15 protein-coding genes are annotated in these 14,863 nt (G+C 39.4%); 9 read left to right on the forward strand and 6 right to left on the reverse strand.

The features are described 5' to 3' along the window. Position 1: 1 nt before the first annotated feature. From minD to DYI81_RS11815, 4 genes are all read right to left on the reverse strand, one after another. On the reverse strand, positions 2 to 814 hold the full coding sequence (gene minD, locus DYI81_RS11800; protein WP_106985090.1) for a septum site-determining protein MinD: 813 nt from the start codon (positions 812 to 814) through the stop codon (positions 2 to 4). 68 nt (positions 815 to 882) lie between these two features. Further along, on the reverse strand, positions 883 to 1,608 hold the full coding sequence (gene minC / locus DYI81_RS11805; RefSeq protein ID WP_117007618.1) for a septum site-determining protein MinC: 726 nt from the start codon (positions 1,606 to 1,608) through the stop codon (positions 883 to 885). Positions 1,609 to 1,730: 122 nt separating this feature from the next. Next, positions 1,731 to 2,789 (reverse strand): preprotein translocase subunit SecA, encoded by a 1,059-nt coding sequence (locus tag DYI81_RS11810; protein WP_117007619.1) that lies wholly within the window; start codon positions 2,787 to 2,789, stop codon positions 1,731 to 1,733. Between the two features lie 19 nt (positions 2,790 to 2,808). Further along, positions 2,809 to 3,732, reverse strand: a complete 924-nt coding sequence (locus DYI81_RS11815) for an acyltransferase (RefSeq protein ID WP_117007620.1) — start codon at positions 3,730 to 3,732, stop codon at positions 2,809 to 2,811. Positions 3,733 to 3,978: 246 nt separating this feature from the next. Between DYI81_RS11815 and DYI81_RS11820 the strand changes: the two genes are divergently transcribed. Together DYI81_RS11820 and DYI81_RS11825 are read left to right on the forward strand one after the other, a co-directional pair. Then, positions 3,979 to 4,632, forward strand: a complete 654-nt coding sequence (locus DYI81_RS11820) for an OmpA family protein (protein ID WP_106985086.1) — start codon at positions 3,979 to 3,981, stop codon at positions 4,630 to 4,632. A gap of 186 nt (positions 4,633 to 4,818) precedes the next feature. After that, complete coding sequence (locus tag DYI81_RS11825) at positions 4,819 to 5,550, forward strand: cold shock domain-containing protein (protein WP_117007621.1); 732 nt, start codon at positions 4,819 to 4,821, stop codon at positions 5,548 to 5,550. Between the two features lie 56 nt (positions 5,551 to 5,606). Here the strand turns inward: DYI81_RS11825 and gigC are convergent, their stop codons facing one another. After that, positions 5,607 to 6,485 (reverse strand): LysR family transcriptional regulator GigC, encoded by an 879-nt coding sequence (gigC, locus tag DYI81_RS11830; RefSeq protein WP_106985085.1) that lies wholly within the window; start codon positions 6,483 to 6,485, stop codon positions 5,607 to 5,609. Positions 6,486 to 6,570: 85 nt separating this feature from the next. Here gigC and DYI81_RS11835 point away from each other — a divergent pair, with 85 nt between their 5' ends. Then, a complete protein-coding gene (locus tag DYI81_RS11835; RefSeq protein WP_117007622.1) occupies positions 6,571 to 7,332 on the forward strand; it encodes a ferredoxin--NADP reductase in 762 nt (253 codons plus the stop codon). A 96-nt stretch (positions 7,333 to 7,428) separates the two neighbouring features. Next, the gene (locus tag DYI81_RS11840) at positions 7,429 to 8,229 is read left to right on the forward strand and encodes a hypothetical protein (RefSeq protein ID WP_117007669.1); all 801 of its coding nucleotides are present in this window, start codon (positions 7,429 to 7,431) and stop codon (positions 8,227 to 8,229) included. 68 nt (positions 8,230 to 8,297) lie between these two features. Here DYI81_RS11840 and DYI81_RS11845 read toward each other — a convergent pair whose 3' ends face one another. After that, positions 8,298 to 8,603: a hypothetical protein gene (locus DYI81_RS11845; RefSeq protein ID WP_117007623.1), complete on the reverse strand. Its 306-nt coding sequence runs from the start codon at positions 8,601 to 8,603 to the stop codon at positions 8,298 to 8,300. A gap of 450 nt (positions 8,604 to 9,053) precedes the next feature. Between DYI81_RS11845 and apbC the strand changes: the two genes are divergently transcribed. The 5 genes from apbC (at position 9,054) to DYI81_RS11870 (ending at position 14,859) form a co-directional block, all read left to right on the forward strand. Beyond that, complete coding sequence (apbC, locus tag DYI81_RS11850; protein ID WP_117007624.1) at positions 9,054 to 10,325, forward strand: iron-sulfur cluster carrier protein ApbC; 1,272 nt, start codon at positions 9,054 to 9,056, stop codon at positions 10,323 to 10,325. Positions 10,326 to 10,586: 261 nt separating this feature from the next. Next, the gene (locus DYI81_RS11855) at positions 10,587 to 11,180 is read left to right on the forward strand and encodes a LysE family transporter (RefSeq protein ID WP_117007625.1); all 594 of its coding nucleotides are present in this window, start codon (positions 10,587 to 10,589) and stop codon (positions 11,178 to 11,180) included. A 124-nt stretch (positions 11,181 to 11,304) separates the two neighbouring features. Beyond that, complete coding sequence (dcd, locus tag DYI81_RS11860) at positions 11,305 to 11,874, forward strand: dCTP deaminase (RefSeq protein ID WP_067730924.1); 570 nt, start codon at positions 11,305 to 11,307, stop codon at positions 11,872 to 11,874. Between the two features lie 241 nt (positions 11,875 to 12,115). Then, entirely contained in the window at positions 12,116 to 14,134 is a 2,019-nt protein-coding gene (locus DYI81_RS11865; protein WP_117007626.1) for a hypothetical protein, read from the forward strand. A gap of 11 nt (positions 14,135 to 14,145) precedes the next feature. Continuing rightward, positions 14,146 to 14,859, forward strand: coding sequence for a hypothetical protein (locus DYI81_RS11870; protein ID WP_106985106.1), 714 nt, complete (start codon positions 14,146 to 14,148; stop codon positions 14,857 to 14,859). Positions 14,860 to 14,863 lie beyond the last annotated feature (4 nt).

Here is a 14,863-nt window from a genome sequence, read left to right on the forward strand (position 1 = left end):
CTTATCCTCCAAATAATCGTGCTAACCAGCCTTTCGGCTTCGCAGTAATATGACGGTAAGGACGCTCTTCACCTAAGAAACGTGCAACTAAGTCATCATAAGCTTCGCCCGCTTGGGTTTCTGTATATAAGATGACAGGTTTACCTTCGTTCGAAGCTTGTAGCACGCTTTTACACTCAGGAATAACACCCAGTGTAGGCACACGTAAAATGTCTTTTGAAATGTCATCAATGGTTAACATTTCTTGTTTGTCTGCACGTTCTGGGTTGTAACGTGTAATACATAAATGCTTACGGATACGACCTTCGTTGTTTTCTACTTTTTTGGTTTTGCTATCGAGCATACCAATAATACGGTCAGAGTCACGTACTGAAGAAATTTCAGGATTGGTCACAATAATTGCTTCATCGGCATGGTACATTGCAAGGATTGCACCGCGCTCAATACCTGCAGGTGAGTCACAGATAATGTAATCAAATTCTTGTGAAAGTTCATCCATTACACGTGCAACACCATCATCAGATAAGGCATCTTTGTCACGTGTTTGTGATGCAGGCAAAATGTAAAGGTTTTCAATGTCTTTATCGCGAATTAACGCTTGTTGTAATCGTGCTTCGTTATTAATGACATTTACAAAATCGTATACTACACGGCGTTCACAGCCCATGATCAAATCGAGGTTACGTAAACCTACGTCAAAATCGATCACAACAGTTTTGTGACCACGTAGGGCTAAACCTGTTGCAAAAGATGCGCTTGTTGTAGTTTTACCTACGCCACCTTTGCCTGATGTTACGACAACAATTTTCGCCACCGAATCCACTCCTGTTATGGTTTAAATCCCCTGATCAATACAGGGGTTTATTGGTGTTTATTTATACATTAAAATTGCAAAGCTTCAAATACAAGCTCATGCTGGTCATTTAAATAAATGTGTACGGGTTTTTTCGTAACATGCGGTGGAATGTCATCGGCTACGCAATATGTCCCAGCAATAGAAACGAGTTCTGCTTCAAGTGAATGACAGAAGATTCGTGCAGCACTATTGCCCCCAGCACCGGCAATGACTCTACCACGGACACTGCCATAAATATGTATATTTCCTGAAGCAATGACTTCGGAACCGCTGTTAATCCCAGCACTTAAAATAATGTCACCGTGATCCTGCACAATACATTGGCCGGTACGCAGAATTTCATCATGGTAAGACGTAATATGGCGGACTTCTGGTGCCACCGTTGCGGGTGTATCTTCTGCCTCTGGCTGGGGTTTTTCAGCGACAGCAGGCGTTTCAACAGCTTGCTCTTTGGTTGGTTTGACCTGTTCCATCTTACGGTCAGGTGGAATGACTGGGAATTGAATAGCGCGAGCTTGGTCTGCCAAGACACCGTCTGTTACAGCAATCGGCTGTAACTCAAGGCTAATCAGCAATTGAATCAGTTCAATAAGCTCTTGTTCAACACTGCTTTCAATGACCGCAAGCGTTCCGATTGGGAAGGCTTTTTGAAGCATTGGGCTAAGTTGCTGGCGGATCGCATCATGATCATTTGTGTCAAGGTTAATGCGGATTGCATTGACCATTCTGCCTTTTATCCGTATATCAGCCATAATTATTCCTTCAAACTTCTCACTGTTGATTTTATGTGGAAGTGATATTTTAAGTAGAGCAAATGCTAGAACAAAATGAGGCATTTCTCTAGCAGAAACAGCAATTATTTTTGAACTATAGATTAATCTTTAGCTTGATCTTGTGCTTGGAGTTCTTGTTGCCATTGTTTTACTTTTACTTGCTTACGAATGGCCTCCAAACTTTCAAAAACAGCCGAGCGAACCAACGCATCAAGTTTGTCATTTTTTTCAATTTCAATGGCACTAATCCGTGTTGCAATATCGGTATATAAATTAGGATGCCGTGCTGTAGACGCATTTGGTGATGCTAAAGGATCAATTAAGCCTTGGGTAATATTTTCACCTAATCGCTGTCCGATGCTTTGAATTTGTTGTTCTATACGGCCACCGACAATCGGGATAAGGCGCAGTAATTGCGTCAGCTCAGGCGTATCTTCAATTGCTTGATTGACAATTTGTCCCACGCTTTTTGCAATACGTTCACGATCGGCTTGTAGCTCACGACTTAAATTTTCTTGCAGAATTTCAGCCAGCGCTTGGGAGAATAAATCCCGATGATGCTGAATGACATTGCTGATTAAATCTTTATGTGTTGTGCTGGTTTGAAGCTCATGTTTGAGACCATCTAAAACCGTTACCACTACACGATCGGATAATTCCTCCATCACGACGCGATAGTAAAATAAGCCTTTTTCCTGCCAAGAGGTTGGAAAAATTTGATAACCCATTTCATAGAGGCGGTAGGCCACAACCCCTGCACGAAATAATCGTAAAAAGCGGAAATAGGGCACAATGGCAACAATTTCATACCAATGGATAAACGGAAAGAAAAACCAACGTTGGTGATGTTTCTGTACGATTGCAATTGCCCAGCGCGTGAGTAATTCCATAATCAAGAAAATTATGAACCACGCTTCTGTAGTAATTACCCACGGGTGCAAGTATTCACGATAAAATTCAAGCACACTCGGTAAATGGATGGCATTAAAGAACCAGCCCCCAATATTACTCATGAGGAAGAAGTTCATGCCTAAGCAGAACAAGTTAAAAATAATAATAAATACCATGAAAATGTCATAGGCCAAAAAAGCTTTGAAATAGAAGCTTTTGGGGTCTAAATGCTGGTATTTAGATTTTTTAACAGGGATGTTCTGCGACATAGAAGCGGGCTCCGTGTATTTAGACGACAGGTGAATATTTAGATTTCATTTCTGAAATCAATTGATCTTTCTCAGTCCAAATTTGATCTACCCATTGCTGGAATTTCTCACGGAATTCGGCATCTTCTTCATAATTACCACCTGCAACCCATGCAGGGATATCAATTTTACGTAAATTTACAGCAATTCTAGGCACCTCGCCCAGCCAAAACTCACCATAACCTGGTACACCATCAGGATAAACAATGGTCATGTCGACCAACGCATCAATTTGATCACCTAAAATATTCAATGCGAGTGCTAAACCACCTGCTTTAGGCTTAAGTAAATTTGTAAATGTTGATTTTTGTTGTGCGTGTTTTTCCGCCGTAAAGCGTGTTCCTTCGAGGTAATTGAGCAAGGTAAATGGCTGGCTTAAAAGCTGTTCACAAGATTTGCGCGCTTCTTCCATATCACGATGTTTGAGCTCAGGATTTTTGGCAATTTGTTCTTTGCTATGGCGTTTCATCATTGGGAAACCCAAGATTTTAAATGCTTGGCCCACGAAAGGAATAAAGATTAGTTCCCATTTGGTAAAGAAACGAGTGAGTGGCATACGTGTTAAGCCAAAATACTGATTTACTGTAGTATCTACCCAGCTTTGATGATTACACATCATCAAATAACGGCCTTGCATATTCAGATCTAGATCATCATCAATCGAGATATCCCATTGAGTGTTAGCCAACACATGATCAATGAGCCAGTTATTTACACTCAGCCAACTGTTGGTGATTTTTATATTGGTTTCATCAACCTTTTTTGATTGTTTAAAGAGCTTGGTCAGTCCTAGAGCCAATACAGGAGGCCCGTGGAAAAAAGTACTTCCTGTAATAACCGAACCGACAGTCAGCCCGCGTGTGATTTTTTTTAATGCTGGTTGCTTCTTGCTGTGCGATGACATATAAAAGTCCTAATGGGGAATAGTCTAACGTTTGCCAATTCACACAAATATAGAGCGTGTTTTGAAAATAAAAAAGCACTTCAGAACAACTGTGGAGAAAATTTGACGAAGTTGGCATTATTTTCTTATTTAAATATTACAAATTGTAACTAAACGATTTATTATTAACAAAAAATCAATGGTTACTCGATTTTTTTTACTTCATCATTCCATCCATACAACAAAACACAATCAAGGAGGCATGCGATGCGTGCACTAGCAATTTCAGCAGCAGTAGCAGGGGCTTTGGTACTATCTGGCTGTCAAACAACAGGTAATAATATTGGCGGTATGGAATACGACAAAACTGCTTTGGGTACTTTAATTGGTGCTGCAGCGGGTTACGGTATTTCTAAAGGCAATGCAAACTCTAGTTCTCAAAACAACCGTGCAGCAGCAATTGGTGCGGTACTTGGTGGTGCGACTGGTGTTTATCTTGATAACAAAGAGAAAAAACTACGTCAACAAATGGCGGGTACTGGTGTAGAAGTTAACCGTAATCCAGATGGTTCTGTTGGTTTAGTTATGCCAGGTAGCATTACATTTGATACAAACAAATCAAATATCAAACCTAACTTCTATTCTACTTTGAACAAAGTTGCGCAAACTTTAACTGAAGATAACAAGAGCGGTATCTTAGTTACAGGTTATACAGACAACACAGGTAATGATTCAATCAACATTCCATTGTCTCAAGCACGTGCGCAATCAGTTGCTAGCTACTTAGCGTCTCAAGGTGTTTCTACTTCACGTATTAATACTCAAGGTCAAGGTGCAGCAAACCCAATCGCATCTAACGCTACAGCGGCTGGTCGTGAACAAAACCGTCGTGTAGAAATCAGCATTTATGCAGTTCAATAATTCAGTAAACTCTGAATCTTGAATTAAAAAACCGCCTTCGGGCGGTTTTTTAGTGCCTAAAACTTACAGCATTTTAAATGTATTGTCAGTGCTGAACTTTCTATTTTATAACTGTATGAAATTTCTTGAAAAAAATAAAGCGCTTTTATAATCTGTTATATAAATACTAGACAGGCAAACAAACAGATGTTTATTGAGGGGACGGTAAAAAGTTATAACCCTGAACGAGGTTTTGGTTTCATTCAGGCAGCAGGACAGCAACAGGACATTTTTTTCCATATTCAGGATTGTCCAGCTAAAGATATTGAGCCAGTGATTGGCGAAAAGATGAAATTTATGCTGGTTGAAGATGGGGGTAAATTTAAAGCGGGCCATATCGTCCGTTTAGATTTAACAGATCAAATGTCGGTTGCATCAGTTCCAATGCCTTTTGAGAGCACACGTCAAAATGCTGAATATGGCAAGGTGAGTTCAAACTCTCATAATAGCTCAAAACTTAAACTTTCCAAGTTTATTACAGTGATTGGTCTAATCGTTGTCGTAGTGCTGGGTATCTTGGTGTATGGTAAATATCAGCAGTATCAAGAACAGAAGCAGATTCGTCTTCAGCAAATGATTCAGGAGCAGGAAAAGCTTGTCGTTGAGCAACGCAAAGCGCTAGGGGATTTACCAGAGCGTGTGATCGATGTGCCAGAGCAGGAAAGAAAATATACATCTGTTGCATCAAATCAGGCTGACTATGCTGATTCCGTATCTACAGATCATAGTTCTGGGCAGAGTTTCAAATGTGATGGACGTACACACTGTAGTCAAATGAAATCTTATGACGAGGCTGTATTCTTCTTAAGAAACTGTCCAGACGTTAAAATGGATGGTAACAATGATGGCATACCATGTGAACGTCAATTTAATCGTTGATTTGTGTCCTGCAATAAAAAAAAGCACCCTTGGGTGCTTTTTAAATGAATTGAAACTTATTTTTCGCAGAACTTCATAAATGCCTTTAAGCCTGGGCCTTGGTATTTCTGACGATGCACCAGCATAAACAGTGGACGAGTTAAAGACCAAAATGGGGTATCTAAAACGACCAATTGACCTTTTTCACGTAAAGGTTCAATGGCAAGTTTAGAAATACACGACATACCCAAACCGCCAGCGACAATTTTTAAAATCGCTTCATTATGACCTAGGGTAAGGCGAATATTGGCATTCGGTAAGTCTTTTAAAATCGCATTGTCAAAAACTTCCCGTGTGCCTGAACCCTCTTCACGCAATATCCATTCAACAGAATTGAAATCATCTGCGGTTAATGCACGGTTGAGTTGTGCCAAAGGGTGGTTGGGCGCACAGCACACTGCCAATTCGTCATCACGCCAATGGATGCATTGAAGCTGTGGCAAATGACAAGAACCCTCAATTAAAGCCAAATCCAATTGGAATTGATTTACTGCTTCAATCATTTGGCGGGTATTACCCACTTGTAATTGTAAATGCGCTTGTGGCTGAATTTTTAAGAAATCAGCCATTAAATCAGGCATTAAGTAATCACTAATGGTTAAGGTTGCACCCAAGCGCAAATCAATACTTTGTAGTTCACCTTTGGCTGCTTGTTCAAAGGCATCACAGCGACCTAAAATTTCAAGAGCTTGAGGCAGTAAGAAACGCCCTAAATCATTGAGTTGCAGTCGTTTACCCAGACGGTCAAATAAAGGTGCGCCTAGCCCATCTTCCAAATCTGCAAGCGCCATGCTGGCAGCACTTTGTGTTAGCTTGACAGCATCACTGGCTTTGGTCACAGTGCCTTCTTGAGCGACTGCTACAAAAACAGCCAACTGGCGTAATGTCATGCGCATGAATATAGCCTTAACATTTAAAAAATATTAATAAAATATGCTGTCATGCTAACATGAGCACAGTCTTTCACGCCACGTCGAAATCATGTCAATTGAAAAATTTAGCTTAGAAAAGGTTTTATCTGTACATCGTTGGACCAGTACCTTGTTCAGTTTTACCATGACGCGACCAGCTCATTTTAAATTTACAGCAGGGCAGTTTGCGCGTATTGGCTTAAAAGTGGGTGACGAGCTGGTAGTACGTGCTTATTCAGTGGTGTCTTCACCATTTGATGAAACATTAGAATTTTTCTCAATTGTTGTACCAGATGGTGCATTTACTTCAAATTTACAGCATCTTCAAATCGGCGATGAGCTGTATTTAGAAAAAGTCCCTTATGGCTTTTTAACCTTAGCACGCTATCAGTTGCCTGCACCGAAAGACTTATGGTTACTGGGTACAGGGACGGGCTTGGCTCCATTTATCTCCATGCTTCAAGATTTTGAAACATGGTCAAAATACGAAAAAATCAATCTAGTTTATAGTGTACGTACACAGGCTGAATTGGCTTATGCAACACGTATTGCAGAAATTGCTGAAACGTTTGGTGAAGGCCACACGGGCTTTAAATTTATTCCTATTATCACTCGTGACCCAAATGCACCATTGCATGACCGTTTACCAGTATTGATTGCCAATGGTAGCTTAGAGCAAGCAGCTGAGCTCAATTTCGATCCAAATACCACACATGTCATGTTATGCGGTAATCCGCAAATGGTCGAAGATACGAAAGAGGCCCTAAAGGCTCGCGGACTCACTATGAACCGTCGCGGCGAAGGCAATATTGCTGTAGAAAATTATTGGTAATGGCAACTCCCATGCGGGAATGTCTTTTTAATGAGCTTATTTTTAGATGTTCGATTTGCTTGATAGCAAGCGCATCTCTACACAGAGTACTAGATGATGATTGATGACGATGATTTTGATTACGATGCACCAGTCACACGTATAGCTGCCCATAAAAATGAAGCGCAACAAGCTGGAAAAATCATCTTAGAAGATGCACAGCAGTATTTGGATACAATGACCGCAGGTGAGCATAGCTTTTTACAGAAACATTTGGCCAAACTTGCACAGGAAGAAGGCTATTTTCAAGTGTTGGCCGAAGCTTTAGATCAGCCTGAGGGGAGTAAAATTGCCAATGACGCATTGAATGTTCTTTATTTCTGGCAGCTGGTTAATGATGCCGATGACATTGCGCAATTTGATTTATTGGCTGTTCCAACAGGTGAATTTTTTCAAACTGAACTTTTTAAAGCCCTTGATGATATGCAAGTCGACGTACATCAAGTGCAGCGCCGTAATATTATAGAACAAGCTTTAAAATTGTATGCGCAAGGCATATATGCAGGGTGTATTCCTATGCTTTATGCACAATTAGAAGGTTTGCTCACAGATGTTTTAGTCGCTAAAGGTTTTCTTGACCAGAAGGAAACAAAGTTTCTAGATGTTCATAAAATAGTACCTGGCTTAAAAGGTAATGAAATTAAGAGCCTATGGCATAAGTCAAAAATTGCCTTTGAAATGAATCCATACTTTGCTGAACTAGCAGCCTACAAGATGGACAGTAGCTCAACAGTCACATCAACGCGACACAATATGCTACATGGCACAGAATTAGCACATTTCACACAAGGCCGTAGCTTTGTGCTGTTTCTATGGTTATTTAGTGTAATAAGTTTTATGCGTGGCATAAAGCCTTAAATGCTGTTGAGCACAAATAAAGAAGGTAGCAGATATGCTACCTTTTTAATTATTGAGTTTTGAGTCAATTATTTATCCATATTTTCTACATCAATTTTAAATACATGCCCATCCACAATGGTAATGTTATAGCGAAAATTCTCAATTTCATAAGTATAATCAACCGCCAACGTATTAGGCTTTGTGGCATCTACTAAGGTGTATGACGTCACTTTAATCGGTGATGCTTTCATGCGATTTTGCATGTCCTCAAACTTATCGCCCAGAGTTAAATTTTGATGTTCAGGTGTTTGAATACTATTTGTGGTTTCAGCCCAAGACATGATTGGAACTGTTAAAAATATACATGTAATTAATGCCCATGTTTTATGCATATTGAGGCTTCCCTAGAAAAAAATTAAAGCAATAAATAAAAAATAAACGTCAAGAAATATACCCAAACTTTTGTTATAAAACACAGTGGTCTTAGGCTTTAACGTATAAGTTTTGTTGTGTAGCTGATCTAAAAGATCATATAAAGATAAGCAAAATGTGCGCCATGCATAATTTTAACCATCGGAATGTTTAAACGATTGCAATCTTCTGTATTTAAAATAAATACAAGGATTGCTTTAACTCGACTGAATACATAATTTGAGTGTCCCAAATCAAAAAGGACAGAGGATAAATAGCGACACTTGGCAGAAAAAAGACTAAATAACCAACTAAAATGCTCGGTTTTATCTAATCTCAAGAATAATCTTATGATTGCAATGCTTAACCTTCGCTCTAATTGTCGTTACACTATGTAGAATTCGCAAATATTTGCTTTGGAGTAATGTTATATGTCGTGGCTTTCTTCGCTTAAATCTGTTTTTTCACCCTCTAAAGAGGTGAACGAAGAAGCTGTGCAAAATGTACTGCAAACCTATATGTTGCCTCATTCTCATCATGCACTGAAAGATCGTATTACCCAAGTGAATGTGGAAGGTGAAATCTTACAAATCACCATTAATACCTTTCCAGAAGAAAAAGAACAACTGCAACAAATTCATGATGAATTGGCGGATGCATTGGAACAATGCGGTATTAAAGAATTGAACATGCATGTGATTCAGCAAAAAACTGGACATAAAAAAGAAGGTGGTTGTGGCCATCATCATGCTGAAGGTGAAAGTTGCTCAAGCCAGCCCGAAGCTCAAAATACTGCACCAAAGTCAATTTTGCCTCCTGTGCTAGATGCTTCTGCGAGTACGTCTCAGTCTGCACCTGAAGCGGATCCAAATAATCCACCTATCCAAAAAGCAGCACCACAACAACGTGATGTGCCTAAGCATCCACGTATTCAAAATGTGATTTTGGTGTCCTCTGGTAAGGGAGGGGTTGGTAAATCCACCACAACGGTTAACCTTGCCTTAGCATTGCAAAAATTAGGCCTAAAGGTTGGGGTTTTGGATGCTGATATTTATGGCCCTAGTATTCCAACGATGCTGGGTAATGCAGGCCGTACTCCAATGATTGAGTCGGAAAACTTTGTACCGCTAGATGCTTATGGTATGGCTGTACTGTCAATTGGTCACTTAACAGGTGATCATAATACGCCAGTGGCTTGGCGTGGGCCAAAAGCGACGGGTGCATTAATGCAGTTATTTAACCAAACTTTATGGCCAGATCTAGATGTACTGATGATTGATATGCCACCGGGCACTGGGGATATTCAATTGACTTTGGCACAGCGTATTCCTGTAACAGGTGCCGTGATTGTGACTACACCACAAAATGTAGCATTGATGGACGCAACCAAAGGGATTGAATTGTTTAATCGTGTACACATCCCAGTTATGGGTGTGGTTGAAAATATGTCGACGCATATTTGTTCTAACTGTGGTCATGAAGAGCAAATCTTTGGTACAGGTGGAGGAGATAAGCTTTCAGAGCAATACAACATTCCATTGTTAGGCCGTTTACCACTGAATGTACAGATTCGTGAAAATGCAGATGCGGGCAAACCTTCGGTTATTGCTCAAGATGATGCTGCCGAAAGCTATATGGCTATTGCGGAAAAAATTGCAGCAAAATTGCCTCAAGCTTCGAAAGATAAAAGTCGCATTTTTTAAGCAAAATATCGCTACTCTATTTAAGTGAGTTCTGTTTTAAAAATGATCTAAAGCCTAGTAATTTCTAGGCTTTTTTTATGGGGCTTAATTGTGTGAAGATGCTTTTGACTGAGTAGTTTAATAAAATAGAGTGAGTTAAGGTTTTGAAATATATTGATTAATGTCTCATTATTGCTGTGTTGCATGATCTTTTACAATATTTTTTTTGCTATCCTCAAAAAACTGATTTAATCTGCGCGCATATAGGCCTGAGCGTACGCTATGATTTCATGGTTTTTTATGGGTTGGGTCATCACCATTTTATTGACACCAGGTCCCACCAATACCTTGTTGGCATCATCAGGTTTACAGGTCGGTGTTAAAAAGTCTTTCCGCTTGATTCCTGCTGAAGCCTTTGGCTATTTGCTGTCTATTAGCTTTTGGGGCTTATTGATTGGGAAAGTGACCGCTTATATTCCCGCACTGCCTCCTATACTGAAGCTGTTTAGTGCAGCATATATGTTGTATTTGGCTATTCGCTTATGGAAAACCGCGAACGCCGTACAAGATCTAGATCAGCCCTGCATTCGCGCTTGGGAGCTTTTTCTCGCAACCTTGTTAAATCCGAAAGCTTTATTGTTTGCATCGGCTATTTTTCCTGCGATTGCTTGGAAAAACTCGATGTATTACACAGCGCACATGCTGGCCTTTTTATTACTTCTGATTCCGATTGCATTTTTTTGGATATTTATTGGTTCGATGCTGGCATCCAATAAATTCCGTTGGCTGAATCAATATACGATGCAACGAACGGCATCGGTGGTACTGATGGGCTTTACGTGTCAGTTGAGTTATCTGACTCTTGCTAGTTTATAAAGGCAACTTAAATTTGCTGAGCATCAGTCAATTGGTATTCAGCAAAATTGATATATTTTCATTGTAAGGGTTTTCAGTTAAAGTACCATGCAATAATTGATGTACAGTATTTTGGATAGTAACAATGGCAATTAAGTCTGATCGTTGGATTCGCGAAATGAGCGAAAAACACGGCATGATTGAACCGTATGCAGAAAATCAGGTCCGTTTAGATGAAAATGGTGAAAAACTGATTTCTTACGGCGTTTCAAGCTATGGTTATGACGTGCGTTGCGCGCGTGAATTTAAAGTTTTCACCAATGTTCATTCTGCAATTGTCGATCCTAAGAATTTTGATGACAAAAGCTTTATCGATATTGAATCGGATGTCTGCATTATTCCTCCGAACTCATTTGCACTTGCACGTACAGTAGAATATTTCCGTATTCCACGTAATGTATTGACTGTATGCTTAGGTAAATCGACCTATGCACGTTGCGGTATTATTGTGAACGTGACACCACTTGAGCCTGAGTGGGAAGGTCATGTGACTTTAGAATTCTCAAATACAACAAATTTACCAGCACGCATTTATGCAGGTGAAGGCGTTGCGCAAATGCTGTTCTTTGAATCTGATGAAGTATGTGAAACATCATATAAAGATCGTGGGGGTAAATACCAAGGTCAAACAGGTGTAACATTACCTAAGGCTTAAATGAAATTTAAAGCATTAAAAAAGCAGGCAACAAAGCCTGCTTTTTTTGTGATTCATTCATCGGAAATTGAGGTGATTTAGCGAGTTTGTTTTGCATTTGTATAATAATTACGCATAATAAAAAGTTAATATAGCTTGGTATAGAACCCATCACAGGATGAGATGGACAAAAAAATTGGTGCCAAGTAAAGCAAAAAATATAAGAAAGATGCGGTGCATCTGATAAGAAAGGAAGGTCACGATGACTCAATTAAATCAAGCATTCCGGTTCCGCCAGAGCTGTTTAGTTGCAGCAGTTAGTATGTTGCTTGCACCGTCTGTTTATGCACTTCAAGATTTGCCAGATGAAGCATTGTCAAATACGACAGGTGAGGGCGTTGCGTTGCTCCCTGAAAACTTCAAGTTTGTTTTTCAGGGGCCAAATGATCTTTCTACAGCTTCAAGTTATAACAAGACACCGGCTGTCACCAATCCAGAAAAATATGATACAGGTTTTATTCGGATTATCCCGCGTGGGGGTAATTATGAACAGTTATTCGAACAAAGCCGCCAAGCAGTCTATGATAATGCCTACTTTCAAAACTATACGGCAAAAGTGACAGGTTATTATCAGACCTATTACACTGATGTTTATAATGCTGAATACAAAAATGTATATAACAATACAACCACAAGAGCCGATGTCCTTCAGAATTTCACTACGACCTATAAAGCAACTTTTGAAAGCCAAAAAGTAGAAGAATTTGCAGCACAGACATATTATGTAAATAGATACAATACGTTATATCAGCAAGAATATAAAAAATATAATTTTTGTTTTAACAGTGGTATTTTGGGTTGTAAAAATGATGAACAGTCCCAAGCTTGGGCTTATGACGAAGTCCGTAAGGAAATTCGCAACGATAAAGCAGCTGATATTCAAACTTATGCAAATGCACAGCTTGCACAAAAAACTGATCAGGAAATGGATTTACGTGCAATCCGTTCTGCAAAAGCCAAAGCACAGGAAAGTTACACTTCTAAAGAGTTAACCTTAAGAACCTCTGCTGTTGCGGCAGCAAATACTGCTTTAAACACGACCGATCATGTGGCGGCACTCAAAGCATCTAGAAGTAAAGCCGATATCTTTATTTATGGTTTAGCCTTGTCTAAAAGTAATGGCAATATGAACCAGCGTTTTAGTAATCAAGGTATTAATTGGGGCACTGCTGAAAATCCTTGGTTATTCCGTTCAGGTACAGCCAAAGACATACAACAATATAATGCACAAAATAAAGCCGATATTGCTTATATTGCATTAGAAGCACCATTAGCACAGGTGGGCGGAAATGCTACAGAAGATAAGATAAAATTGGGTTTCTGGACGGATATTTTCTCACGTACATTAGATTCAAGCAATAAAGTCAATCAATTGACTGGTGCACCAGCTGATGGTTTGGATAAAGACTATCGATTACGTGCACAGTTTGTTGCCAATGGCCTGAGCATTGATGGTTCACAAGTACGTTTGTTCCAAACTCAGCCGTCTACAATTACGCAGCAAAGTCAAACACTTGGTATGGCAAGTATATTACGTTTAAATACCAATGATGACCCATCAAAATTAACCATTAACGATACCAATCTAGATGCAAAAGGCATTCGTATTAGTACGGCGGCGAAGTCTGATACAGACGATGGCACAGCAAGTACACCTGCTTTAGATGGAAGTTTTGCACCTTTATTTAATGATAAAGAAGGTTTGTATTTATATAGTACAAACATTAACTTGGTACTAGGTAATATGTATCAGCCATTTATTATTGGTTCGGAAGGTAATAACATTATTTTGGAATTAACAAGAATTCCAAATGTACCCGAGATATATACCAAAATTTATAGCTATTATGCTGATACAGACGCGAATAATACACTTATTAAAAAAGATACGAACGGTGCACCACAGTTAAAAGGTGTGGATGGAGTGTATCGTACGCTCATGGGCTCTACATGTAATGTTGCAAGTTGTGGTACCAATACCTCGCAAATTACTGCGAATGGTACAACCAAAGACTATCAAGGGACGAATGCGACACACAGTAGTATTGCAATTGGTAGTGTTACACGTGATACCAGCACCAATATGTTAAAGGCGAATCGTGATCAAGCATCGACAGGTATTGTATTTAAAAATGCAGCAGGTACTGCGATCAATTTAGGTTCAGCAGCCATTGATGGCGTGCTCATTCAGCATTTAAAAATTAAAACAACTGGGCTATAAGGATGCAAGCTATGTTGAAGAAATCTTATCTCGCAGTTGTATTACTTGTGTCAGCAACTGCGCATGCAGGACTTACAGGCTTAGATGCCCAAGAGTTACAAGAGGTACGCGGTCAAGGCGGCGCTGATTTTAATTGGACATTGTCTTTAAACCATCGATATGCCAATGATTTAAGCAAAAAAGATATTTCATTGCATGACTTACAAACAGGTCAGGTTGCTAGTATTGATGATGCATACTATACCTATAGTTGCCAAAATAATGTGCAATGCCGTTTAGCGATTTCTCCAAATAACCATACAGAGAAAGGTAATCAGAAGTGGTTGGTTTTTAAACAAATCCAAGGCACCATTCAGGTTGAGAAATTCTCTTTAGAGGGCACCACGATTATTAATAAAAATGGTGACCCGCAAACAGCCATGAAATTGTCTTTTTTTGATGATAAGCCTTTAAAAATTCGTAACTTAGGATTTAATAATCTCTCAATTGAAGCAGATGAAGGTGATCAAAAGGGTTATTTAAAAACAACAACTTATGGTCAATATCAAGCATATACAATCGATAGTACAGGAAAGAAAACCACTTTTGCTACGGATATTCCTGCTTTTGATAAGGATACAGAAACAGGATTTATGGGTCTAAATATGCATGGCAATTTGCACATGACTGGAGACCTAAAAATATTCAGCTATAACTGTACAGGAGCTACGGGCGCACGCTGTTAAAGTA

This window comes from Acinetobacter sp. SWAC5, from assembly GCF_003419885.1.
Classification (GTDB): domain Bacteria; phylum Pseudomonadota; class Gammaproteobacteria; order Pseudomonadales; family Moraxellaceae; genus Acinetobacter; species Acinetobacter cumulans.